24 protein-coding genes are annotated in these 22,428 nt (G+C 64.9%); 14 read left to right on the forward strand and 10 right to left on the reverse strand.

Translation table 11 applies throughout. From position 1 onward, the window contains the following. Positions 1–21 precede the first annotated feature (21 nt). Together AArc1_RS14940 and lonB are read right to left on the reverse strand one after the other, a co-directional pair. Positions 22–1,050 (reverse strand): CPBP family intramembrane glutamic endopeptidase, encoded by a 1,029-nt coding sequence (locus tag AArc1_RS14940; protein WP_117365119.1) that lies wholly within the window; start codon positions 1,048–1,050, stop codon positions 22–24. Continuing rightward, positions 1,051–3,243 carry an ATP-dependent protease LonB gene (gene lonB / locus AArc1_RS14945; RefSeq protein ID WP_117365120.1) on the reverse strand — a complete coding sequence of 731 codons (2,193 nt, stop codon included), beginning with the start codon at positions 3,241–3,243 and terminating at the stop codon, positions 1,051–1,053. A gap of 216 nt (positions 3,244–3,459) precedes the next feature. Between lonB and AArc1_RS14950 the strand changes: the two genes are divergently transcribed. Together AArc1_RS14950 and AArc1_RS14955 are read left to right on the forward strand one after the other, a co-directional pair. Next, on the forward strand, positions 3,460–3,987 hold the full coding sequence (locus tag AArc1_RS14950) for a nicotinamide-nucleotide adenylyltransferase (protein WP_117365121.1): 528 nt from the start codon (positions 3,460–3,462) through the stop codon (positions 3,985–3,987). A gap of 103 nt (positions 3,988–4,090) precedes the next feature. Continuing rightward, a complete protein-coding gene (locus AArc1_RS14955) occupies positions 4,091–4,924 on the forward strand; it encodes an SAM hydrolase/SAM-dependent halogenase family protein (RefSeq protein ID WP_117365122.1) in 834 nt (277 codons plus the stop codon). On the opposite strand, the gene AArc1_RS14960 is transcribed toward AArc1_RS14955, so the two are convergent. Next, positions 4,925–5,284: a HalOD1 output domain-containing protein gene (locus tag AArc1_RS14960; protein WP_117365123.1), complete on the reverse strand. Its 360-nt coding sequence runs from the start codon at positions 5,282–5,284 to the stop codon at positions 4,925–4,927. Positions 5,285–5,403: 119 nt separating this feature from the next. Beyond that, positions 5,404–6,948 (reverse strand): thermosome subunit alpha, encoded by a 1,545-nt coding sequence (gene thsA / locus AArc1_RS14965; RefSeq protein WP_117365922.1) that lies wholly within the window; start codon positions 6,946–6,948, stop codon positions 5,404–5,406. 191 nt (positions 6,949–7,139) lie between these two features. On the opposite strand from thsA, the gene AArc1_RS14970 reads away from it, so the two are divergent. Beyond that, a complete protein-coding gene (locus AArc1_RS14970) occupies positions 7,140–7,982 on the forward strand; it encodes an amidohydrolase family protein (RefSeq protein WP_117365124.1) in 843 nt (280 codons plus the stop codon). Between the two features lie 290 nt (positions 7,983–8,272). Beyond that, a complete protein-coding gene (locus AArc1_RS14975; RefSeq protein WP_117365125.1) occupies positions 8,273–9,235 on the forward strand; it encodes a DUF368 domain-containing protein in 963 nt (320 codons plus the stop codon). A gap of 155 nt (positions 9,236–9,390) precedes the next feature. Here AArc1_RS14975 and AArc1_RS14980 read toward each other — a convergent pair whose 3' ends face one another. Beyond that, on the reverse strand, positions 9,391–10,293 hold the full coding sequence (locus AArc1_RS14980; protein WP_117365126.1) for a glycosyltransferase family 2 protein: 903 nt from the start codon (positions 10,291–10,293) through the stop codon (positions 9,391–9,393). An 80-nt stretch (positions 10,294–10,373) separates the two neighbouring features. Continuing rightward, positions 10,374–11,081: a class I SAM-dependent methyltransferase gene (locus tag AArc1_RS14985; protein ID WP_117365127.1), complete on the reverse strand. Its 708-nt coding sequence runs from the start codon at positions 11,079–11,081 to the stop codon at positions 10,374–10,376. Positions 11,082–11,296: 215 nt separating this feature from the next. Between AArc1_RS14985 and AArc1_RS14990 the strand changes: the two genes are divergently transcribed. The 7 genes from AArc1_RS14990 (at position 11,297) to AArc1_RS15020 (ending at position 15,936) form a co-directional block, all read left to right on the forward strand. Further along, a complete protein-coding gene (locus AArc1_RS14990; RefSeq protein ID WP_117365923.1) occupies positions 11,297–11,578 on the forward strand; it encodes a MarR family transcriptional regulator in 282 nt (93 codons plus the stop codon). A gap of 126 nt (positions 11,579–11,704) precedes the next feature. Continuing rightward, the gene (locus tag AArc1_RS14995) at positions 11,705–12,487 is read left to right on the forward strand and encodes an MBL fold metallo-hydrolase (RefSeq protein ID WP_117365128.1); all 783 of its coding nucleotides are present in this window, start codon (positions 11,705–11,707) and stop codon (positions 12,485–12,487) included. A gap of 101 nt (positions 12,488–12,588) precedes the next feature. Further along, positions 12,589–13,380, forward strand: a complete 792-nt coding sequence (locus AArc1_RS15000; RefSeq protein WP_117365129.1) for an Lrp/AsnC family transcriptional regulator — start codon at positions 12,589–12,591, stop codon at positions 13,378–13,380. Position 13,381: 1 nt separating this feature from the next. Next, the gene (locus tag AArc1_RS19140; RefSeq protein WP_117365130.1) at positions 13,382–13,657 is read left to right on the forward strand and encodes a hypothetical protein; all 276 of its coding nucleotides are present in this window, start codon (positions 13,382–13,384) and stop codon (positions 13,655–13,657) included. Between the two features lie 110 nt (positions 13,658–13,767). Continuing rightward, positions 13,768–14,514 carry a YkgJ family cysteine cluster protein gene (locus AArc1_RS15010; protein WP_117365131.1) on the forward strand — a complete coding sequence of 249 codons (747 nt, stop codon included), beginning with the start codon at positions 13,768–13,770 and terminating at the stop codon, positions 14,512–14,514. Positions 14,515–14,577: 63 nt separating this feature from the next. After that, the gene (locus tag AArc1_RS15015; RefSeq protein ID WP_117365924.1) at positions 14,578–15,342 is read left to right on the forward strand and encodes a heptaprenylglyceryl phosphate synthase; all 765 of its coding nucleotides are present in this window, start codon (positions 14,578–14,580) and stop codon (positions 15,340–15,342) included. Positions 15,343–15,414: 72 nt separating this feature from the next. Then, complete coding sequence (locus tag AArc1_RS15020) at positions 15,415–15,936, forward strand: hypothetical protein (protein ID WP_133412363.1); 522 nt, start codon at positions 15,415–15,417, stop codon at positions 15,934–15,936. Positions 15,937–16,055: 119 nt separating this feature from the next. Here AArc1_RS15020 and AArc1_RS15025 read toward each other — a convergent pair whose 3' ends face one another. Together AArc1_RS15025 and AArc1_RS15030 are read right to left on the reverse strand one after the other, a co-directional pair. After that, on the reverse strand, positions 16,056–16,460 hold the full coding sequence (locus tag AArc1_RS15025) for a TRAM domain-containing protein (RefSeq protein WP_117365133.1): 405 nt from the start codon (positions 16,458–16,460) through the stop codon (positions 16,056–16,058). A gap of 144 nt (positions 16,461–16,604) precedes the next feature. Then, positions 16,605–18,332, reverse strand: a complete 1,728-nt coding sequence (locus AArc1_RS15030) for a radical SAM protein (protein WP_117365134.1) — start codon at positions 18,330–18,332, stop codon at positions 16,605–16,607. A 348-nt stretch (positions 18,333–18,680) separates the two neighbouring features. Here AArc1_RS15030 and AArc1_RS15035 point away from each other — a divergent pair, with 348 nt between their 5' ends. The 3 genes from AArc1_RS15035 to AArc1_RS15050 all read left to right on the forward strand — a co-directional run bounded on the left by AArc1_RS15035 (position 18,681) and on the right by AArc1_RS15050 (position 20,385). After that, entirely contained in the window at positions 18,681–19,412 is a 732-nt protein-coding gene (locus tag AArc1_RS15035; protein ID WP_117365135.1) for a bacteriorhodopsin, read from the forward strand. Between the two features lie 71 nt (positions 19,413–19,483). Beyond that, entirely contained in the window at positions 19,484–19,642 is a 159-nt protein-coding gene (locus AArc1_RS19145; protein WP_186336610.1) for a DUF7559 family protein, read from the forward strand. A gap of 230 nt (positions 19,643–19,872) precedes the next feature. Beyond that, the gene (locus AArc1_RS15050) at positions 19,873–20,385 is read left to right on the forward strand and encodes an Hsp20/alpha crystallin family protein (RefSeq protein ID WP_117365138.1); all 513 of its coding nucleotides are present in this window, start codon (positions 19,873–19,875) and stop codon (positions 20,383–20,385) included. 55 nt (positions 20,386–20,440) lie between these two features. On the opposite strand, the gene AArc1_RS15055 is transcribed toward AArc1_RS15050, so the two are convergent. Both AArc1_RS15055 and AArc1_RS15060 read right to left on the reverse strand, forming a co-directional pair. Then, on the reverse strand, positions 20,441–21,628 hold the full coding sequence (locus tag AArc1_RS15055; RefSeq protein ID WP_117365139.1) for an NAD(P)/FAD-dependent oxidoreductase: 1,188 nt from the start codon (positions 21,626–21,628) through the stop codon (positions 20,441–20,443). Then, entirely contained in the window at positions 21,625–22,389 is a 765-nt protein-coding gene (locus AArc1_RS15060) for a creatininase family protein (RefSeq protein ID WP_117365140.1), read from the reverse strand. Before AArc1_RS15060 ends, AArc1_RS15055 begins: the two co-directional genes overlap by 4 nt. Positions 22,390–22,428: the final 39 nt, after the last annotated feature.

Genomic DNA, 22,428 nt, shown 5'->3' on the forward strand with positions numbered 1-22,428 from the left:
CTCTCGAGCGTCCGGCCCCCCTTAGCTTTCTATGGTCTTCGCCCACTCGAGACCGACCCCCTCGTGGATCACGAACTCGAGGGCGTTGATCCAGTAGTGGGCGACGACGACCACGAGGAGGCTCCCGGTGACGATGAAGATCGCCGCCAGGACGAACCCGAGCACGCCGGTGACGACGATTCCGACGGTGCCCTGCATCCCGTGACCGAGCGCGAACGCGATCGAGGAGGCGACGGCCAGCAGCCACGGGGAGATGTCGAAGCCGGCGGAGAGCACGCCGATCAGGGCCGCCCGGAACAGCAGCTCCTCGAAGACCGCAATGATCGGCAAGACGCCGCCGAGCAACAGTCCCCATCCCTGGGCCGACTCCGGAGCGAGAAGCTCTCGTAATCCCTCGTCGTGATCGAAGCCAAGCCGCGTCGCCAACGCCGCAGCGAGTTCGTTCGCGACGTAGAGGGCGATTCCTGCGGCCGTCCCAACGAGCAGCCCCGTCTCGAGGTAGGCCCACGAGAACTCGACCCCGAGCGCCGACGCCGGGATGCCAGTGTAGAGAACGGCACCGAGCAAGACGAGCGCGAACAGGCCCTGTGAGATGGCGACGTTCGCAAGGAGCATCCCGGTCGACAGCGACGCCGGATCGAGGTCGTCGGGATGACGGCCACTCGAGGCGACAGATTCGTCGCCCGATCTGGGTTCGACCCGCGTCGTCCGTTCCGTGGTCGGGTCGTGCGACACCGAGGCGCTTGCTGGCGTTTCGCCCGACGTCGCTGTCTGGTCCGTCGGCTCGACGGCTGGGTCCCACGGCGACTGCTCGCGGTTCGCACTATCGTGCTCGGTACCGGCGTGATCGTCGATCGGAGATCGTTCGGTGGCCGATTCGAACGGAGTCTCGTCGAACGGTGAATCACCGGGAGGGTCGTCCTCGCCTATCGGTCGGTCGGGACGGCCGTCGCTATCGTCGGAAAACGACAACTGCGTCAGGTGTGAGAGAACGAGCAGTAACACGAGGACGACGCCCGTAATCGCGGCGAACGTCGCCCACTGCGGCATCTATTGTGGGCTCGGGCTCGAGCCGCTGGCGCCGACGGCACTGCCGTCGAACGCCGAGCCGGTGATCGACTTGAGCCGGTCGACCAGCGAGTCTTTCTTCGGTTCGCCCATCAGCGCGACGTCGAGCACCTCGCTAATGTTCGAACACGGGATGATCTCGACCATCTCCTCGTACTCCTCTTCGATCATCACGTCCTGTTCGTTCGCAGCAGGGATGATGACCTTGTCACAGCCCGCCTTCGCAGCGGCTTCGATCTTGTGGGTGACGCCGCCGACCGGGAGGACGTCGCCGCGCACCGATAGCGAGCCGGTCATCGCGACCGACTGATCGACCGGGATGTCCTCGAGCGCCGAGATGACGGCCGTCGCCACCGTGATCGAAGCGGAATCGCCGTCGACGCCCTGTTGACCGGCCTGGACGAACTGGATGTGGATGTCCTTCTCCGAGAGGTCGACGTCGGAGAACTTCTTGATGATCGCCGAGACGTTCTGGACCGATTCCTCGGCCATCTCCTGGAGTTTGCCGGTAGCGATCACCTGTCCGCCACCCTGGGCAGGCGCGATCTCGGCCATCACGGGGAGCATGATACCCGAGTCTTCGCCCATGACGGCGAGTCCGTTGACCCGACCTTCGATGCCGGCCTCGGTGACCTGCAGTTCGTAGTCCTTGCGGCGTTCGATGTAGTCATCAGCCAGTTGCTGTTCGATCGAGCGCGAGCGACGTTTCGCCTGCAGGACGTCCTCGCGTTCGGTGAACTCCTTGTCGTCGGCGCGAGCGATGTCGCCGGCAACGCGGACCAGCCCACCGAGGTTACGGAAGTGCAGTGTCAGGTGCTCTTTGCGGCCTGCACGCCGTTTGGCCTCGAGGATGAGTTCCTCGACGGCGTCGCGGGTGAAGTGTGGGAGGCGACCGTCGCGTTCGACCTCCTGGGCGACGAACCGGGCGTACTTCCGGCGCATTTCCGGGGTGTCCTCGATGGTGTCCTCCATGTACACCTCGTAGCCGTAGCCTTTGATTCGGCTGCGAAGTGCAGGGTGCATGTTCTCCATCGCGTCTAAGTTCCCCGCAGCGATCATGATGAAGTCACAGGGGACGGGTTCGGTCTGGACCATCGCGCCCGAAGAGCGCTCGGACTGGCCGGTGATCGAGAACTCGCCTTCCTGGATCGCCGTCATCAGCTTCTGCTGGGTGCGGACGTCGAGGGTGTTGATCTCGTCGACGAACAGCACGCCTTTGTTTGACTTGTGGATCGCGCCGGGTTCGACGCGGTCGTGAGACGGCGTCTCCATCCCACCGGACTGGAACGGGTCGTGACGGACGTCACCGAGTAAGGCACCGGCGTGGGCACCAGTTGCGTCCTCGAACGGCGCGGTGCGCTGGTCGCCGTTGTCGACGACCATATTCGGCACCATCGCGTCCGTTCCACGACTCGTATAGCGGAAGATGAGCCAGACGATACCCGCCGCGAGGATCCCCAGCAGGATGTTGGCGGTGAGGATCGCATACCCGATGATGATCGCGATGATGATCCACATCAGGATCGATCGCATCTGGTTTCGCTTTCTGGCTTCTTCCTTGTGTGCGTCGATAATCTGTTCGCCTTTGCCCGCGGGAACCGTCCGAACTTTCGGTTCGTTCCCGTCGTCGGGATTGTGATAGACGAGGACGTCCTGGAGGTCTTCCTGGGGCAACAGCTGACTCATCGCTTTTGCCAGCATCGATTTGCCCGTCCCCGGCGAGCCGATCATCATCACGTGTCGGCGCTGTTTCGCGGCCTTGATGATGATGTCTCGTGCCTCGTCTTGCCCGATCACCTGGTCGACGAGTCGATCCGGTACCTCGATGTCGGCGGTCGACTCGACTTTGAGGCCGCCGAGTAAGTCCTGTTCGGCGTTCTCTTCGTCGACTTCGACGCCGGGATCGACTTCGACTGCACTGCCGAGGTCCTCGACGGTCTCGATCTCGTCGTCCTCGGCGGGCTCGTCCGTCGGGTCGCCCCCGGTCGACGGTTCGTCCTCGTCGATCGGATCACTGCTGTCGTCGACGTGATCGCTGCGGTCGCCTTCTTCCTCGAAGGGTGACCGCTCTCCCTGACGATCCCCGGACTCCGATTGCTGACTCGACTGGTCAGCGTCTGGAGCCATCTCAGGAGCGTCTTCGGGAGGGTCGTCAACGTTCGTGTCGTTGCTCATAGAACTCTGTTCAGTACCTGAATCGAAGGGACTCCGACTGATATACTTTCTCCATGCGGAGGATGGTGTCAGTGGCAGATACTGCCCCGTAGAACCCTCAGAAATGGCGAATAGCGATTCGAGCCGCGATCGGCCGTATCTGGACGCCGACCGGCGGTGAGAACGCCTCGAGCGGATCTCGCCACGCTTAAGCATGGCGGTCGAACATCTCTCGACATGACCCGGGGGTTCTACATCGGTCGATTCCAGCCGTTTCACAACGGCCATCTGAGCGTCGTCGAGCAGATCGCCGACGACGTCGACGAACTCGTCCTCGGGATCGGGAGCGCCGACGACTCGCATACGGTCCGGAATCCGTTTACCGCGGGCGAACGGATCATGATGATCACCAAGTCGCTCGTCGACACCGATCTCGTGACCTACGCGGTCCCTATCGAGGACCTAGAACGTAACTCGGTGTGGGTGAGCCACGTCCAGAGCATGAGCCCGGACTTCGACGTCGCTTATTCGAACAATCCGCTCGTGATCCAGCTCTTTCGCGAAGCCGGCGTCGAGGTCCGCCAGTCCCCGATGTTCAACCGCGAGGTGCTTGCCGGAACCGAGATCCGCGATCGAATGGTCGACGACGGCGACTGGGAATCGCTCGTTCCGGAGGCAGTCGTCGAGGTCGTCGACGAGATCGACGGTATCGAACGCATCCAGATGATCAGCGACACCGATTCGGACGGGGACTGGACGGCCTGAGGCTCGAGATCCGGCTGACGACTGTCCGTCGACAGTCGATCGGACTGTCGATCTCTTGTATCGAGACGGGACGACTTTTTCCAAAGGATGCGTACGATCGGCTATGATCACCATCGCCTCCGACTTCGGCTCGCCGTATCCCGCAGCGATGAAAGGCGTACTCTGTCAGCGAACCGACGCCCGTCTCGTCGATGTCGCACACGACTTTCCACGCCAGGACGTTCGCGCGGCGGCCTTCTGGCTTCGAGAGGTGCTCCCGTACTTTCCGCCGTCGACCCATCTCGTGGTCGTCGACCCCGGCGTCGGCACCGACCGGAACGCGCTCGTCGTTCGCGCCGGCGACCACGCCCTCGTCGGGCCGGACAACGGCGTTCTCCAGCCCGTGGCCCGGCGGCTGGCTCCTGAGACGTCCCTCGAGTCGTTCGTCGTCGACGAGTCCCGGCTCGAGCCGGTCGAGCCGACCGGTGTAGCGTCATCACCGCAGGCGACGCTCGGCCGTGATGACAGCAGCGGCCCCGCGAGCAACACGTTCCACGGACGGGATGTCTTCGCCCCCGTTGCCGCGGCGATTCACGAGGCCGGCCGCAAGTCTCTCGAGTCACTCGCATACCTTTCGCCAGCCGACGAGACTGTCGATCTTGAGCTACCCGACGCCGCCGTCGAGGACGGTCGCGCAGGCGGCGAAGTGCTGGTCGTCGACGATTTCGGGAACGCGATCACGAACGTCCCTGGGGCGTTCCTCGAGGGACGCGAGCGGATCGCGGCGAACGGCGAGCTGGTGCCGGTCGGCGACACGTTCGCCGCCGTCGAGCCCGGAGAGCGGCTGGCGACCGTCGGCAGTCACGGCTACGTCGAACTCGACGTTAATCAGGGCAGAGGAGACGACGCGTTCGGCCTCACACCAGGCGACCAGATCGTCCTCGAGGACCGTGAGTGATCAGGCGACCGACTGTGGGTCCGGTTCGATCACGACCTCGCCGTCGGCGCGGATCGTAATCGCACACCCGGCGTACGAAAACGTCACTGTCGCGTCACTCGAGCCACCGGCTGCAGCGCCGTCGTGAGAAACGAATGCGTCGAGTGCGTCCGGGTCGATCCGGGCTGACAGGGGCTCGAGTTCGTCCGGCTCGACGTTCCGAACCGACGAGACGGCGAGGAGAAGGGCGGTACTCGCCGGATCGTACTCACGCTCGTCACACCAGGTGTGGTACGTCCCACGCCGTTCGTGGAAATAGATCGTCCGACCGGTCGAGTCATCGATCGGCGTCAACCGATCCGGTGGAGCTGTGTCGGACATAACAGGACCGAGATATCACATGCTACCACATAACATTGCTGGCCGATTGAACACTACTGACCGAGTGATCGTCTCGATCGGATCGAAAACGAAGAACGCGTAGTGGACCGCGAGCGACGTTACTCGGCTGCGATGACGTCGTCGATGCGGACGATCATCGTCGCCGCTTCGGTGGCGCTCTCGACGGCTTCGCGCTTGACGTCGGCGGGGTCGACGACGCCGAACTCGAAGGGATCGTCGATCGTGACCGTCTCACCGTCGGTGATCAGGCCGGCGCGGCCCTCGGCGTCGTGGGCGGCACGAAGGTCCACGAGCGCGTCGATGGGGTCCTGGCCGGTGTTGGCGGCGAGCGTCCGCGGAACGACGTCCAGCGCGTCCGCGAAAGCGTTGACTGCGAGCTGCTTGCGGCCTTCGATACCGGCGGCCTCGGCGCGGATCTTGTCGGCGATAGCGATCTCGGTTGCACCGGCACCGGGGACGACCTCGCCGGAGTCGAGCGCCGTCGCGACGACGTCGAGTGCGTCACCGATCGCGCGCTCGAGTTCGTCGACGACGTGTTCGGTGCCCCCACGGACGAAGACGGTGACGGCCTCCGCTGCAGCGCCGCCCTCGACGAACGCGAGGTCGTCGTCGCCGAAGTTCTCGGTACTGATGCGGTCGGCCTGGCCGAAGTCGTCTTCCTCGAGGTCCTCGAGCGCGCCGACGCGCTTGGCACCGGTCGCGGAGGCGACTTCGCGGGCGTCGGAGTTGCCCAGGTTCTCGAAGACGAGGACGCCTTCGTTCGCGAGTGCCGAGCTGACGCGGTCGTCGACGTCATCGGTGGTGAAGACGACGTCGACACCGCTGTCGACGATGGCCTCGGCGTAGCCGCGGAGTTCGCTCTCTTCGGCGTCGATGGCGGCGTTCAACTGGTCGATCGAGTCGATGGCGTACTCGGCGTCGACGTCGCCCGTCCGAACCTCGAGTTCGACGTCGAGGATGGCGATCGAGGCGTCATCGACCGCCGAGGGCATCTCGTCGTGGGCGGGCTCTTCGTCGAGAACGATGCCCGGGACGAGTTCGGTCGCGTTCGAGGAGGCACCGATCTGCGTGTGGACGGCGACCTTCTCGCGCTCGACGCCGTCGTCGGTCTCGACGTGGCCGACGGCCTCGACGACCGTCTCGGCGAGCGTCTCGGCGGTGAGTCCGCCGGTGCCCTTGCCGGTCATGCTCGACTCGGCGACCTGCTTGAGGACGTCGTCGTCGACCTCGGCGTCCTGGACCTGCTCGGAGATCGCCTCGAGGGCGATCGCGGCGGCCTGGTGATAGCCTTCGACGATCGTCGTCGCGTGGACGTCCTGTTCGATGAGATCCTCGGCTTCGGCGAGCAGGTTCCCGGCGATCACCGCGGCGGTCGTCGTCCCGTCGCCGACTTCTTCTTCTTGGGTCTCGGCGACCTCGACGATCATCTGGGCCGCGGGGTGTTCGATGTCCATCTCGTTCAGGATGGTCGCACCGTCGTTCGTGATGACGACCTCGCCGCTCGAGTCGACGAGCATCTTGTCCATCCCGCGGGGCCCCAGTGTCGTTCGTACCGACTCGGCAACCGCCTTGCCGGCCATGATGTTCGACGACTGGGCATCACGACCCTGCGTTCGCTGACTGTCCTCGCTCAAGATAAACATCGGCTGTCCGCCCATGCGTCGCTGTTGTGCCATTGTTGGATCCTCACTAACCATGTCGTCAGCACTTCTATATAAAAGTTACTCTACCGGTGGCGTTCCCTCTGTCGATTGCACTGGAGTCCACCGGCGTGGGCACCGACACGCGCGGAGTCGGTAGCAAAATATGGTTCGGGTCGTAAGGATTCGCAGGGATGCTGGAGCTGGAACACGGGTTTCGCGTCGCCGACGTCTACGCCCGACTCACGCCGGATGGGGGACCGGGGGAGCGCCGTCGACCGCACCTCTCGCCGGAGCAACTCGAGCGGGAGATGCACCAGGCGGGGATCACGCGGTCAGTCGTCTTTCCACCCGCGAGGGGAGAGACGAGCTATCTCGCCCCGAACAACGGGGTCGCACGACGGAGCGTCGATCGACCGTTCGTCGCGTTCGCGCGAATCAACGGCACGCATCGACCGGACCGTACCGCCACCGGGCGTCTGCACAACGCCGTGAGCCGACGGAAAGACCACCACACGTCACCTGAAGACGTCGAACGGTACGCCTACGACGATCGCTTCCACGGGTTCGTCCTCGATCCGACCGTCGACGACTATCCGGACGACGACGTCCTCGCCGTCTTGGAGGACGTCGGCCTCCCGCTGATCGTCCGCGGCGGCGTCGACGCACCACCGGCCGTCCTTGCCGACACGCTGTTGGGCCGGTCGTTCCCGGTGATCGTCTCCCACTTCGGCGGCCACCCGCTCGACCGCACACTCAAACACGAGATGATCGATCTCCTCCAAGAGTACGACGACTGCTACGTCGAGACGAGTTTCGTCCGTTACCGCGACCTCTTAGAGCGCGCCGTGCTCGAACACCCCGACAGGGTGCTCTTCGGCAGCGGCGCACCCGCCTGCCACCCAGACGTCGCCGTCATGGAAATCCTCACCCTTGACGTGAGCGAAGACCTCCTCTGGCGCGTCTTCTCGAAGAACGCCTGTCGCGTCGTCGACGCGCTCGCCCCAAGCGCGAACGTCGGCACCGGGAGCCGCTAGGCCGACGGCAGAGACCGACTCGAGAGAGTCGTCGGACGACTAGTTGGTGATCGTGAACAGTCAGTTGGCGGTCGTGGGAGTGCTCCGTGGCTCCCTCGACACGTCATGCAGACGGAGTGTGGCGACACAGCGTCCGCTCTGACCACCGCTCGTCGTCGTTTGGCGACTCCTTACGCGCTGCAATAAGAGGATTCTTTTATCCCCCTGTTGGCACATCCGGTACGTATGTCGACGATCTGGCTCGAGGAGACTGCCCGCTCGAGTGCGACCGGTGGTGACTCGCCCTGACGATGCGTCACACGATTCGCAAACAGGTTCGGAAGCAACGTGAGACGCTTCGAATCTACGGCTACGGGCTCTGTATGGGGACGGCAGACGCCCTCCCCGGCGTTTCCGGTGGCACCGTTGCCCTCCTGCTCGGCTTTTACGGTCGATTGATCGCGGCCATCACCGCGCTGACGCCCAGACGGGCCCTCGAGGTGCTGGGCGCGTACGATCCACAACGACGGCCACAGGCCCGAAAGGCGTTGCTCGAGATGGATCTGCAGTTCCTGTTGCCGCTCGGGGTCGGGATGGTAACCGCAGTCGCCCTGATCGCCGGCGCTGTCTCGTCGCTGGCCGAATCTCACCCGATCGCCCTCTTCGGCTTTTTCACCGGGCTGATCGCCGCCTCCGCAATCGTGCTCTTCCGGAGTCTCCGGCTCGCCTCGCGCACCAACGCCCTCGCAGCGAGTGCCGGCACCGCGCTTGCACTGTTAGTCGCGAGCAACGTCGTCCAGCTCCCTGGCAGCGGCGCGACCCTGATCTTTCTCTCTGGCGTGTTCGCGATCAGTGCGATGATCCTTCCGGGGATCTCGGGAGCACTCATTCTGATCCTGCTCGGGCAGTACGTCTTTCTCTCGGCGGAGCTCACTGCCTTCCTCGGGGCGATTCGGGCCACCCTCTCGGGGAACGCCTCGCTCACAGCCGCGGTCGATCCGGGAACGACGGTCGTCGTCTTCGTCCTCGGCGGGTTCGTCGGGCTGGTCACGATCGCCAGAATCGTCCGCCGGGCGCTCGAGCGCGCCCGCGAACCGACGTTGCTCTTTCTCGTCGGCCTTATCGCCGGCTCGATACCCGCGCCGTTGCACAACGTCGCGGAGGCACATGCGCTGACCGTCGACGTCCTCGCACAGACTGGCGCGTGGGCTGTCCTCGGGGCGCTCGCCCTGTTCGCCCTCGACGCCCTCGCCGGTGGCTTCGACCCCGAGTGAGGATGCAGACCGGCCCGATCGGGGCCGTCGCTCGAGCGAGGGTTGCAGACCGGTTCGTCGACACCGATGATCACTATCGCAGGTTCGTTACCCGACTCGAGGGGTGCAAGCCGGAGCGATACGGCTGCTCGAGCGACCGACGCCCCAGCGGACGATCAGCGCCGATCGTACTTCCGAACCGCCCGGTCGTGTCTGGCGGAGACGCCGTTTGGATTCCGTCGCGCCGACCGATCCCGGTATCGTGCGCGGATCCCATCCCGAAAGCCCCCGGCGGCGTTCGAGACGACCTCGAGACCGTCGGTGGCCCACATCGTCGGCGTCACGTCGCCCGAGAGAATGCGGCGAGTGCCCGAAAAACCGTCGCGTATTCCGCTGCCAACGGTTCGACCGAGGACGGTGGGATGTGCGCCGTAGTTCTTCGCGAGCCGATAGGACAGTGCCCGATAGCGCCGGCCCCAGTCGACGTCCGTCTGGCCGCCGTCGGTTCCGACCTCGCTTCGGACGGCCATCTCCCCGTCCCAGTGGACGTCGAACCCGAGCCCAGCGACGCGATGGGCACAGTCGCGCGCGCCGTCGACGGTCAGGTACTCGTCGAACCCGTCTAGGGCGTCGAGAACCGTCCGGTCGAATGCGACGTTGTCGCCGGCAAAGAGCGTCACACGCCGGCCAGCAACGGTCTGGGGCGTCCCTGGGTCCGGCACGACCGATCGTTCGCCGGTGATAGGACCGGTGATGACCGACGTCTCCGCTCCGATCGATCCCTCGACGGCCCCGTACCAGCTTCGTTCGACGACGTACTCGCCATCGAGAAAGGCGACGACGTCGCCGGTTGCGACCTCGAGGCCGGCGTTTCGCGAGACGTTCTGGTTCCGATCGGAGATTTCGACCAGCACGTCGACGTCGTCCCGTTCGCGAACGACGCCCGTTGTGCCGTCCGACGACGGACCGTTGACGACGATCACCTCCGTCGAGTCCGGCGTTCGATCCGCGAGCGCGTCCAGACAGGACAGTAACTGCTCCCGGTCGTTGAGCGTCGACACCACTACCGAGAGCTCCATTTGTAGTCCACAATAGGGGTCAATAGTAGAAAAGAGGACGGGTTCGCAAAGCGTTCCGAGCTGACCGCGGCGTCGCGTGGTCAGCGCAGCCGCGTGTTCCAGTAAGAGACAGACGCGAAGTGATCGGTGACAGGGCGGCCACCGATCGCCGTATCGAGCGTTCGAATCGGGGTTGCGAGCCCGTTCGGAATCGATCGATACAGCCCATACGGAACGAGAAAGTCGTCCTTGGCGTCGACCAGCGTCAGGTTCGTCTTCGCGAGCAGTTCGCTGACCTCGCTTTTCGAGTAGAGGCGCGATCCCATCGGCAGTGCCCAGTTGTAGACGCTGCGGGCGCTAAAGCGATTGAACGTATCGAAGACGATCTGTTCGCTCGAGACGCGGCGCATCTCCCGCAAGAACGCCTCTGGGTCGTCCGCCAGGTGGAAAAATCGCATGGCGATGACGGTATCGAAGTGATCGTCCGGGAACGGGAGCCGTCCCGCATCACCGCGTAAGAACTCGAGCGTTCCGTCGAGGTGCGCCTGCTGTGCCTTCGTTCGTCCCTGCTGTAACATCGCAGCCGAAATGTCCAGTCCGACGACGTCGGCGCCCTGTTCGGCGAGCATCACCGTGAAGCGCCCCGTCCCACAGGCGATCTCGAGTATTCGCCGGTCCTCGACCGGCATGATCGCCTCGAGGACCGCCGACTTCTCTCGGCGATCGATGAGCTTGCCGCCCTTGGAGAACCGTTTGTCGTCGTACTCCTCGGCGACGTCGTCAGCCTGGTACCATTCCTGTCCTTTCACACTGGGCGCAACTACAGGTCTGAGGGGATAAAACGATACTGGACTCCGCTCGCGAGCGCACTCCATCCGGCGTCGGTTTGAACGGTCGAGCGGGTACGCTCGTGGAGTCGGTGTACGCGTTGTGTTAATACTCCACCCATACACCTTATATAAACAAGATTGTTCGTATCCACATATAGGGAAGCTTTACCATCGACGATTTCGCCCACATGAGTATGAGTACGAGCCCAGCCGAGGACCCATCCGCCGCCGTCGAGGAACCCCTCACGGAAGAAGAATACCGCGACCGTCTCCGTGAGCTGCCGCCGAGCGCCAAACTCGTCGCGAAAGTCCTCGAGACCGAATCTCCGCTCTCTCAGGGCCAACTCGCCGACGAATCGCTCCTGCCAGACCGGACTGTCCGCTACGCATTGAACCGCCTCGACGACGTTGGTCTCGTCGGCTCGCGCTACAGTTTCCGCGACGCGCGAAAACAGGTCTACTTCCTCAAACACTGACTCGCCGCAGGCGAGCAGGATCTCTACTTTGCGCCACGAGCGTCGCCACGGCATCACGGCGTCGACCGTCTTCTGGTGTGCAGCCGTCTCCGATACGCACTTCTGAGTTCGATCACACGTCGTCGTATGGACGTCAGTCGGCACCCAGTTCCGGTCGACAGTCGCGTCCCGACCGGGACCACGAACGCGTACCTGCTCGGCGACGGTCCGGCGATACTCGTCGATCCGCCCGCACGGACCGACGAACTCGACGCCGCAGTCGAGGATCGGACCGTCCAACACGTTCTCGTCACGCACGCACATCGAGACCACGTCGGTGCCGTCGACGCGTACGCAACCCAAACCGGCGCGACGGTCTGGGCCCGGTACGGCCGGGTCGAACGCTTTCGTGAGGCGACGGGTCTGACGCCCGATCGAACGTTCGTATCAGGGACGACGATCCCCGTCGGCGACGACCGCGTTCGGATTCTGGACGCCCCCGGACACGCGCCCGATCACGTTGCACTCGAGGCCGGTCGCGACGGACCGGTCTGCTGTGGCGACTGTGCCGTCCGGGACGGAAGCGTCGTCGTCGGTGCCCCCGAGGGGGATATGCGTGCGTATCTGACGACGCTTCGCCGACTCTGGGCGATCGATCCGCCCGAACTGTGTCCCGGTCACGGACCGCCGATCGACGATCCAGCAGCGACGCTCGAGCGGCTCCTGGCCCACCGATACCGTCGAGAACGCCGGATACTCGCGGCGGTCGACGACGGTGCACGGACGCTCGAGGAGGTCCTCACGAGCGCCTACGAGAAAGACCTGACCGGGCTCGAGGATCTCGCGCGGGCGACGGCCGTCGCCCATCTCGAGAAACTCGCCGTCGAAGAACGACTCGAGTGGGACGGCGTTCACGCACGGTCTGCCTGAGCAGGGTCACGGGCCGACTCCTGATCCGATACTTTCTCTGCGTTCAATTTCGGATGCACAAGAGCAGTAGCTATATCAGCTACGATATCGCAGAGGAAACTATGGGACGCGGGAACGATGGCGGCTACCGCCTCGACGAGATCGACCGGCGGATCGTCTACGCCCTGATGGCTGATGCCCGAAATACCTCCGCGCCGGCAATCGCCGAAGAGGTGAGCGTCTCGGGCGCGACGATCCGTAACCGGATCGCCCAGCTCGAAGAGCACGGGATCATCGAGGGCTATCACGCCACCGTCGACTTCGAAGGCGCCGACGGCTCGCTTATGAACCTCTTTCTGTGTCACGCTCCGTTCGGCGACGTCGAGAGTGCCGCCCGTCGAATCGGAACGATCCCCGGCGTGGTCAACGTCCGCGAACTGATGGGCGGGCGGATGAACCTCCACGTCCTCGCAGTCGGCACCAACACGAGCGATCTCCGACGCATCGGCCGCGAACTCGAGAACGTCGACGTCGAAATCGAAGACGAGGTGCTCCTGCAAAACGAGCATCACTACCCGTACACACCGTACGGTCCCGCAGATCAACGCCGCCTCGAGCCCCTGGCCGACTATATCAGCCTCACCGGCGGCGCAGAGGTCATCGAGGTGACCGTCCACGAAGCCGCCCCGATCGCCGGCCGGACGCTCGAGGACGCCGCCGAGAGCGGAGTCCTCAACGGGAACACCCTCGTAATCGCGATCGAACGGGACGACGCGATGCTCACACCACACGGCGATACCGAGATACGCCCACACGACGTCGTCACCGTGTTCTCCCCGGACGGGGCTGGCGAATCGGCACTGGAGGGATTCCAGGATCCCGAGGGACGGCCCCGACCGTCGTCCACTACCTAATATGCCGGTCGAACGACTCCTCTCCGGGTTCCTGCGCCGGGACCCGGCGCAAAAGCCGGACGCTACAGTGCTTCACGAGTGTCGACACTGTGGCTCGAAGTTCGACGAGCCGGTCGCGCGCTGTCCAGTCTGTGAGACGACCGAGATCGCGACCTATGAGTTCCCCACGGCGAACGCTACTGCTCGGGAACCCGATGCTGATGGACGAGAAGACGCGGAAGTCCCGGACGACGCCGAGAGCCAGGAAGACGACGGCGTCTCGAGCGACGACGATTAACTGCAGGCTCCCCTCGACGACCGGCATGCACCACGTCCGTCGACCGGACACCCCGTCCGTCACGGCACCCACACCGACTGACTTTTGCACGCTCATACCGAGGTCCCGGTGTGCAATCACTCGAGGCTGAACTCGAAGAGGCCCGGACGCTCGCAGTCGACGACATCGCCGACGCGATCGAGTCGATCGGCTTCGAGTGTACTCGCTGTGGTGCCTGTTGCACCGCCGACGGCGACGAGGACCACACCGCGACGGTCTTTCCCGACGAGGTCCGCGACTTGCAGGCGGCCGAAGGAGCCGCGACGCTCGAGTCCACCGCGCCACTACGGTCGGAACGCGACTGGCGTGACGTTGCCCGTCCGATGCCCTACGGCCTCGCGGAGGGTGACGACGGCCTCGAGGGCGAGACGTTCGAGTGGGCACTTCAGACCGATGGCTGTGGCGATTGCGTCTTCTACGCCGAGGACGACGACGGCGTCGGCGCGTGCGTCGCCCACGAGGACCGACCGCTGATCTGTCGGACCTATCCATTCAGTCTGGCGTTTGCGGGCACCAGCCAGCCGATGGGCCAGCCCGTCGACAGCGTCTCGCTCCCAACCCGAGGGGGAGCCGACGACCTCGATGAGGATGCGGGCGTCGTCCGCGCCCACGAGTGTGAGGGACTCGGGCGAGACATCTCGCGGACGGACGCCGACGCTCTCGCCCGCGCGCTGAAAGAACGCGCGATCCGCGAACTCGAGGAAGCCATCGCAGTTCGTGACACCTACGACCCCGTCGCCCCCGGCCCCGGCGAGGTCGTCGTCCACGACTCCGAGGGCGCGAAACACGTGGACGGAACGCCGATCGACGACGAGTGAGTCGGGTCCGCCACCGACCGCTACATCGACAGGAAATTGATCTCGCTCTTCGAAGAGGGTGCCATGCAGATCGACTGGGACGAAGTGACACACGTGACGAAAGTCGACCCGGCGAAGCCGTTACCGACCGATCTCGAGGTGCTTTCCGGAACCGACCTCGTGCTCGTCGGCGGCTCCGACGACGTCACCGAAGCGAACACGCTCGAGACGATCAACCTCCTCCAGGCGGCACACCCCGACAAACTGGTGTTTCAAGAACCCTACAGTGCCGCCCACGTCTCGAGCGCGACCGTCGAACGCGCCGACGCCGTCGCCGTGCCGGCCGTCTACAACGGCGACCGCGACCACTTCGTCGGCAAGCACGTCGATCTGTTCACCGAAATCGGCGAACAGCCAGCGGAGTTGCTGGGCGCGACCCTCCCGCTCGTCGGCCGGTTCGTCGAGTCGAAAGGCCGAGACGTGGTCGCAGAACTCGCCGCGAACCTGGTCGGTGAGGGCTACGTCGTCCAGCACCTCGAGTCGGCGGCCGCCGACCGTGCAGGCGTCGACACGACCTACACGCCCGAGCAGGTCGCCGGCGCCGCGCTCGCGACCGAGACGTTCTACGGCTTCCCGATCTTCTACGTCGAGTACTCAGGCACCTACGGCGGCCCCGAAGACGTCGACGCAGCCGCCCGCTACCTCGAGGAGACGAAGCTGTTCTACGGCGGCGGCATCGACAGCGCCGAGAAGGCGACCGAGATTCTCGAGGCTGGTGCGGATGCCATCGTCGTCGGCGACTGCTTTCACGACGACCCGGAGACGTTTCAGGCGACGATTCCGAACTGACGGTCCGCGCGACGGTTCCGGTTCGCTGCGAACGCCGGAATACCTATTGGAATCCCAATACGAACGAGTCGTATGGGTTCCCTCCAACCTGTGCACTCGGTCGATCGGCGCACGCTCGAGATGGCGTGTGCGATCGTGACGTGTCTCACTGCGGTGACGATGGTATTCGGGCCATCAGTGGTGCTCGATCCGGTGGACGTTCCTGACGTGGTGTGGATCGGCGGGGCGGTCATCGCTCCCGGCCTGCTCGGGCTCTCGGTGGTGATCGACGCCGTTGGGCACCTGATTCGGCTCGGAGCCGGGCTCGTCGGTATCGACGGGTGGCACCAGCCGGGCGATACGGCAGTGACCCGGATCGCGTCGTCCCTGCTCGTCGGCTGGCTCGGGGCGTCCGTGCTCGTTTTCGCCGTCGTCACTCTCTCCGCTCTCGCTGCCCCCGTCGGCGGCGTCTTCTTCGGGCCGGTGATTACGTCGCTGCTCGGCAGCGTCCTCGGCGTGCTCGTGTTCGTTCACACCCTGGTTTCCAGGCAGTTTCCCGATAGCCTCGTCTCGCGGATGCGTGCACCGCCGCTCGAGCAAACGCTGGGAACCTGATACGTCGACGCGACGCGCTCGTCAACAGATCGGGACGACGAGCTACAGGGCCGCCAAGTGCCGTAGCGACGAGGCCGCCCTGCGGCCGGAAAAGCCGGTCCAGCCGTCAGCGGCGGTTTCTAAAACGTGTCTTCGATGATCTCGCCGACAGCGAAGTTCGATTTGACCTCGGAGACTTCGATCTTGACGCGTTCGCCGACGTCGGCCCCGGGGACGATGATGACGTAGCCACGCTCGACGCGTGCAATGCCGTCACCCTGCTTGCCGATGTCCTCGATCTCGACGTAGCGTGTTTCGCCGACGTCGACCGGCGGCTGGGGCTCAGACGGTGCGCTCTTGGAGCGAGCCGACGGTTCGTCGGTCTCGGCCGCTTCCGCTCGAGAGATGAGCGCGACTCGGTAAACCTCACCGGGATCGACGTCGCCGGTCTCGACCTCCTGACGTGGTACCTCGATGACGTATCGGTCTTCCTCGGTTGAAACCTCTGTACTGAACAGACACAGGAGTTTTTCAGATATTTCCACAGGTAGACCCTCGATATGTTCTCTTGCACCATGCATAATAGAACTACCGACCAGCAAGGTAGCTTCTCCAGCGACGGCCGGTTGGCCGGAACCGTCCCTGCAGTCGGACGTTTGGGCGGGGAAACGGTATCCGAAGCGAGTCAATCAGTCGGCGCGGCCGGTTCGCTCTGTCGTCACGAATCTCGAGAGGTCGATCTCGGTCTCGAGGTTGGCCGCCGACAGCGACTCGTGTGGCCGATTGACGACGATGTCGCCTGCAGTACGGTCGCCGACACCGGGGATCGCCGTGAGTTCGTCCATCGACGCCGCGTTGAGATCGAGCGGATACGGGACGCCGGTGACCGACCGGAAGCCGTGGTCGACGACGGCGACGTCGATCGTCCGCCCGAGTTCGCGCTCGCCAGGGATACCCACGAGCAGCGGGTACGTTCCGAGCTGGCGGCCGAAGGTCGTCCCGTCCTGGTGATACTCGAGGTGGACGTCCGGCAAAACGGTTCCCGGCGGCGAAACCCGCTCGAGCATCGGGTTGTCGATCTCCTCGCGAACCTGGCGTTTGTACTGTTTGAACAGTTTCTTGTGCTCTCGTGCGATTTCAGCGCCCGTCTCGTTCATCTTCGTTCCGGCGAAGGCCATCACCTGGCGAATGTTCACCCGACGGAGCATGTAGCCCTCGTCGTAGACGCGTCGGAGGAACTCGAGGTTGCGCTCGTAGGTCTCCTCGCGTTCGCCTTTGAGGCCGTGGAGGAGGTTGATTCCGGGCAAGAGTTTGGGTAATCGACGTGGCGCGTCGTCACCGAACGAGGGGCCCGTTCGCGGCTCATCTCCGGGTCGCCAGCCGGCTGCCTCGTTGACGATCCGTACGGCTTCGAAACACTCGTCGGCGGTGACGTTCAGGTCGTTTTGCTCCTGGACGACGGGATCTGCCGACTCGAGGCCGAAGGCGGCCGTATCGCCGGGCGTGTTGTGCTCGGCGATGATCCGGAGTCCCTCGCGACTCTGCTCGGGCCACTCGACGACGGTGATCGGGTTGACGTTGTCGAGGTGGAGCGTCTCGAGGTCGGGGGCGACAGCTCGAATCCCACTGTACAGCTCCCGGAGTGCGTCTGGGTTCGGTGCTTCGCCGTCGCCGCCGTAAGCCAGGATGTCGGCCTGTCTGCCGAGTCGAAAGTGTTTGACGCCGTAGTCCGAGAGGGCGTCGACTTCGGCGACGACGGTCTCGGGCGGTCGAAACGAGGGGTTGCCGTACAGCGGTTCGGTACAGAACGAACAGCGGTAGGCACAGCCCCGTGAAGTCTCGAGTTCGGCGATCAGGTAGTCGGGGTGATTGGGGTGTTGCTCGACGACGAACGCCCCCTCGCGCGCCCACCGAGTGACCTCCTCGACGTCGCGCATGCGGTTGTTGAATCCCTCGAGGCCGCTCTCGACGAGGTCGAAGACGGCGGCCTCGGCGTCGCCTTTCGCGACGAAATCGAAATCGAGGTCCTGGCGTTCGGTTTCGGTGGCCCCCTCGTTGGCGTCGCCGACGCCGAACTTCACGGGCCCGCCCATCAGGGAGGTCCCGCTTGCGGTCCAGGCCAGTTCCCTGACCTCGTCGGGTTCTGCGGGCGTCCCGCCGACGTACTTGCCGGGGACGGTCATTCCGCCGAGATAGACCAGCAGGTCGGCCTCGTCGACGTCGCGCCAGCGGTCGGGTTCGTCGCGCAGACCGTCGATCGTGTGATAGGTGATTCGCTCGCGCGGAACGCCCGCGTCGACGAGCGCTCCCGCCGTGTACCGCGGATACGTCGAGACGTACGGTGGCACCCCGAAGTGTGCTGGCTCGTCGACGTAGCCGTCGACGATCGTCACCGACAGGGTCTCGGGGTCAGTCATGGGCCCGGATAGCGCCTCGAGCGGTAAAACGGTGACTACACGAGGGCGACCGACTCGAGCGTCAACTGGCCCCTAGCGGTCGTCGCCAACGTTCGTCGAGGATCGGCCAGCGCCGGTCGGGAAACCGTCACATCGACTGGCTTTCGCCTGCTCACCTCCGGCAAACACCTCAAGCAACAGTAAATCATATTATAATTGATTGTACATCACAAACAGGGACGAAGCGTATGCACCGAAGCTCACGAGGATCGACGCTGACGGACGAACGGGGGAGTCAAAACACACGAACGCCGGGGTGGGGGGCACTCACAGACGGGGAAATCGAGCCGCCACTCGAGGTGTAAATCCGTGTTCGACATCAGCACGATCTACCTCGTTTCGGGTGCGACACTCGGGGTCGCAACCCTCGTGTTCGCCACACTCACGCGCCGGATACCCGACACGACGCGTCGGTACGGCGTCGTGACGGTCGTCGCGGTGGCGAGTATGGCGCTCGCGTACATGGCAATGGCCGGGGACCTGTTGCTCGTCGAGACGACCGGCCAGGATCAATCTGTGGCCAGATTCATCGGCTACACCGTCGCCTGGGGAGGGATTGTCCTTCTCACCGGTGTGGTTTCCGGTTGTGGGAGGGCAAATACCATCGCTCTGTTCGTCGCCATCTGCATCACGCTGTGGGGATCGTTCGCCGGGTGGCTCGTCTCGGGTATCCTCGAGCTCGCACTCACGGCCGTGACCATCGGCGGACTCGCGGCGGTTACGTACTTGTTGCTCGGGCCGATCCAGCGAGCGGCCTCGAACGAGAGCGGAGACCGGATGCTACTGTACGGAAAGCTCAAACACCTGCTGTTGCTCGCGTGGCTCGTCCTCATGATCTTGAGCGTCACCTCCGAGCAGAACCTCGCACTGCTGGATACGTTCGTCGGACAACTCGTCGCGTCGTACGTCGACGTGATCCTCTTTCTCGGCTTCGGCGGGTTCGTCTTCAACAACATCGGTGCGTTCGAGGACGCGACGGACGACGCCCCGTCGACGACGACCGAAAACGCCAGACCCGACGGCCTCGAGACCCCGCAGTGACGCCGGTCCGCGTCGACGCGGACGAGAGCGGCGTCCGAGGGTTGATGTATCGAGCGAGCATTACTCGAACCATGCCACCGACGGAAGAGGTCGTCTGTACCGACGAGGACTGCTTTCTGGACCTGTTCGAGACCCACTACACGTACGACGTCCCCGACGGCTTCGACGTCACCGCACTCTCGTGTCCAGTCTGTGGAGGGACTGACTGTCTCGAGCCGGTCGACCTGTAGCGGAGTATGATACGTCCTGCCAGGTCAGACGGGCAACGCCAGGCCACCGTCGGCCGACTCGGCCGTCAGAACGGTCGCCTCCTCGAGACCCACGCGCCGGAGTCGCTGCGATGGAGCACAACCACTAAAGTCGTGGCTCTCGTAGCCTGTGAGTATATGTCTCGCGCGTACAGCCTGGTCCCCCTCCAGTTCCCGGCGAGCGCCGCCTGCGCCGCCGGAGGTGAAACGGAGTGAGTCTCAAAGACCTCAAACAGTCGGTCGGAAACGCACTCTATCGTCAGCTCGGCCGGGCGAACGGCCACATCCAGAACACCCGGTCGCTGCCCGTCGACGTACTCGAAGACGACAGCTCCTATCTCGTCGTCTTCGACGCACCCGGTACGGAACCCGACGACGTCCAGGTCAGATACCTCGAGGGCCGCGTCAAGATCAGACTCGACCGATTCCGTCAGTTCCGGGATCGCTTCGAGATGCGATTTCCCGGTCGAGGGATGACCCTCGACGGCGAGGCCGAACTGCCGGCGGACGCAGCCGTCGATCCCGATGCAGGAACTGCCCGACTCTCGGAGACGGGAACGTTGCGCATCGAGATCCCGAAAGAAACCGCGATCGACGACGGCGAGGTCGACCTCGAGCACGCCGGCGAGAAGAACGGACCGAGTGACGACGGTAACGATCGCGAATCACCAGACACCGAAGCGACGTCGGGTTCGAACCCCGGCGAAGTCGCCGTCGACGACTGACGGTCTTCGACCCGCCGCCGATCCCCTTTTACCCCGATTCGTCGCCGTCGGTGTCTCAGTCCGATTCCTCGAGCGTCATCCCCTCGACGATGGCGAACGCTTCGTCGCCGTCGAATCGCGTCGGGTCGAAGGCGTCGATACCGTCGCCGCCGAGCACCTGGTCCGCGAGCCGATTCCCGATCGCCGGCGCGCGCATGAAGCCGTGGCCGTGGAAGCCAGTCGCGACGTAAAGGCCCGCTTGCAGGCGTCCGACGAGCGGATCGCGATCCGGCGTCGCCGTACAGAGGCCGGCCCAGGCGCGGTCGATCGAACACTCGAGTCCAGGGGCGCGATGGCGGACCCGGCCCCGAAGGTCGTCGGCGAATCCGGGGTTCGCCTCGCGGTCGTATGCGTCCGGGTTGGCCTCCCGGAGTTCGGTGCCGTTGCCGGCGAGTATTCCGTCGGGGTGTGGTCGGAGGTAGAAGTCTCCGGTCGCGTCGTAACACATCGGCTCGGCGAACTCGCCGCTCGCGACGAGCGCCTGTACGCGATACGGCTTCATTGCGATTTCGACGCCGACATCGGCGAGCAGTTGTCTGGTGTGTGCGCCAGCGGCCACGACGACGGCGTCGACCTCGCGAGCCGCGCCGTTCTCGAGGACGACCCGCGGCGGGTCGGTTCGGATCGAGACGGGCGTCTCGGTCTCGAGGGTCGCCCCCGCTCCGGTCGCCGCGGCGGCGAGACAGGCCGTATACTGCGCGGGGTCGGTGTATCCGGCGGCACCGGCGACAGCCGCGACGGCGACGTCGTCGGTCCGCAACGAGGGGAACCGCTCACCTAGTGCGTCGGCGTCGAGTTCGATCGCGACGACCCCTTCGGCTTGCATACGCTCGACCTGCTCGCGGACGGCGTTCGCCCGCTCTGCATCTCCCTCACGGGCGAGCCAGACGTACGGACACTCGACGAACGGGAACGTTTCGTCACCCGAAAGCGCGCGAAACCGTTCGATCGCCTCGCTGCCGACCTCGGCGTCGAGCGGGTCGGCAAACGCGTCATAACAGACGCCCGCCGCCCGCCCGCTCGAGCCCGCAGCGACCGTCTCCCGGTCGTACAGCGTTACGTCCGCACCCTCGCGGGCGAGGTCGTAGGCGACGGTTGCCCCGAGGGCCCCGGCACCGACGACGGCGACCTCGAGGCCAGCACCCCGTTCGGTGAACGCGTCCGCGCCGACAGCGAGGTCGGCGACGTCTCGGTCCCCTGTCATCGGTGGGGGGCCGCCCAGCAGTCTTCGAGCGGGCGGTCGGCGAGCCACTCGAGCAACGCAGCGAGTCGCTCGCTGCCGGCTTCGAAGAGCTGTTTGCCTTTCTCCGGATCGGCCTGGGTGGGTCGGCCGACCGCCCCGCTATCGGAGAAGTCGATCGTATCGAACCCGACGGACGCGCCGTGGACGGACTCGCCCCAGGCGTCGCTCGCACCGGCTTCCGCGGCCTCGAGGGCGTCGGGGTCGACCAGTTCGTCGTGGAGGTGCCACAGCAGGCTCGACTCCATCGCGTCCGCGTGACCGCCGGCCTCGTCGAAGAGGTCGGCAGCGAGGTCGTCGACGCCGTCCCACCAGTTCCAGGGCGGCGCAAACGCGATCCGGTCGTCCCGGAGCCTGCGGGCTGCCCGCGTCAGTGCGTCGGTGTTCCCGCCGTGGCCGTTGACGACGACGGCTTTCCGGACGCCGTGGTCGGCCAGACTCGAGAGCGTCTCGGTGACGTACCGCTCGAACGTCTCGGGTTCGACGGACAGCGTGCCATCGAACTGGCGGTGATGGGCACTGACGCCGACGGGAAGCGTCGGGAGGACGATACACTCTTGGCGGTCGGTTGCCGTCCGTGCGAACGCCTCGGCGGCTAAGTGATCCATCCCGAGGGCGAGTGCGGGACCGTGCTGTTCGGTGCTCCCGACGGGAAACACCGCGACGTCGGCCGCCTCGAGCGCGTCGGCGGCCGTGGTCGTCGTCTCTTCGGCGAGCAGACTCATGGGAGAACCTGGGGTGTGGAGCGACTTATTTCACGGGGG

The sequence above is a fragment of the Natrarchaeobaculum sulfurireducens genome, assembly GCF_003430825.1.
GTDB lineage: Archaea > Halobacteriota > Halobacteria > Halobacteriales > Natrialbaceae > Natrarchaeobaculum > Natrarchaeobaculum sulfurireducens.

Coding starts and splice junctions, on each gene's coding strand:
- AArc1_RS14940 (WP_117365119.1), bottom strand. CDS start 1,050: ATGCCGCAGTGGGCGACGTTCGCCGCGATTACGGGCGTCGTCCTCGTG.
- lonB (WP_117365120.1), bottom strand. CDS start 3,243: ATGAGCAACGACACGAACGTTGACGACCCTCCCGAAGACGCTCCTGAG.
- AArc1_RS14950 (WP_117365121.1), top strand. CDS start 3,460: ATGACCCGGGGGTTCTACATCGGTCGATTCCAGCCGTTTCACAACGGC.
- AArc1_RS14955 (WP_117365122.1), top strand. CDS start 4,091: ATGATCACCATCGCCTCCGACTTCGGCTCGCCGTATCCCGCAGCGATG.
- AArc1_RS14960 (WP_117365123.1), bottom strand. CDS start 5,284: ATGTCCGACACAGCTCCACCGGATCGGTTGACGCCGATCGATGACTCG.
- thsA (WP_117365922.1), bottom strand. CDS start 6,948: ATGTTTATCTTGAGCGAGGACAGTCAGCGAACGCAGGGTCGTGATGCC.
- AArc1_RS14970 (WP_117365124.1), top strand. CDS start 7,140: ATGCTGGAGCTGGAACACGGGTTTCGCGTCGCCGACGTCTACGCCCGA.
- AArc1_RS14975 (WP_117365125.1), top strand. CDS start 8,273: ATGCGTCACACGATTCGCAAACAGGTTCGGAAGCAACGTGAGACGCTT.
- AArc1_RS14980 (WP_117365126.1), bottom strand. CDS start 10,293: ATGGAGCTCTCGGTAGTGGTGTCGACGCTCAACGACCGGGAGCAGTTA.
- AArc1_RS14990 (WP_117365923.1), top strand. CDS start 11,297: ATGAGTACGAGCCCAGCCGAGGACCCATCCGCCGCCGTCGAGGAACCC.
- AArc1_RS14995 (WP_117365128.1), top strand. CDS start 11,705: ATGGACGTCAGTCGGCACCCAGTTCCGGTCGACAGTCGCGTCCCGACC.
- AArc1_RS15000 (WP_117365129.1), top strand. CDS start 12,589: ATGGGACGCGGGAACGATGGCGGCTACCGCCTCGACGAGATCGACCGG.
- AArc1_RS19140 (WP_117365130.1), top strand. CDS start 13,382: ATGCCGGTCGAACGACTCCTCTCCGGGTTCCTGCGCCGGGACCCGGCG.
- AArc1_RS15015 (WP_117365924.1), top strand. CDS start 14,578: ATGCAGATCGACTGGGACGAAGTGACACACGTGACGAAAGTCGACCCG.
- AArc1_RS15020 (WP_133412363.1), top strand. CDS start 15,415: ATGGGTTCCCTCCAACCTGTGCACTCGGTCGATCGGCGCACGCTCGAG.
- AArc1_RS15030 (WP_117365134.1), bottom strand. CDS start 18,332: ATGACTGACCCCGAGACCCTGTCGGTGACGATCGTCGACGGCTACGTC.
- AArc1_RS19145 (WP_186336610.1), top strand. CDS start 19,484: ATGCCACCGACGGAAGAGGTCGTCTGTACCGACGAGGACTGCTTTCTG.
- AArc1_RS15055 (WP_117365139.1), bottom strand. CDS start 21,628: ATGACAGGGGACCGAGACGTCGCCGACCTCGCTGTCGGCGCGGACGCG.
- AArc1_RS15060 (WP_117365140.1), bottom strand. CDS start 22,389: ATGAGTCTGCTCGCCGAAGAGACGACGACCACGGCCGCCGACGCGCTC.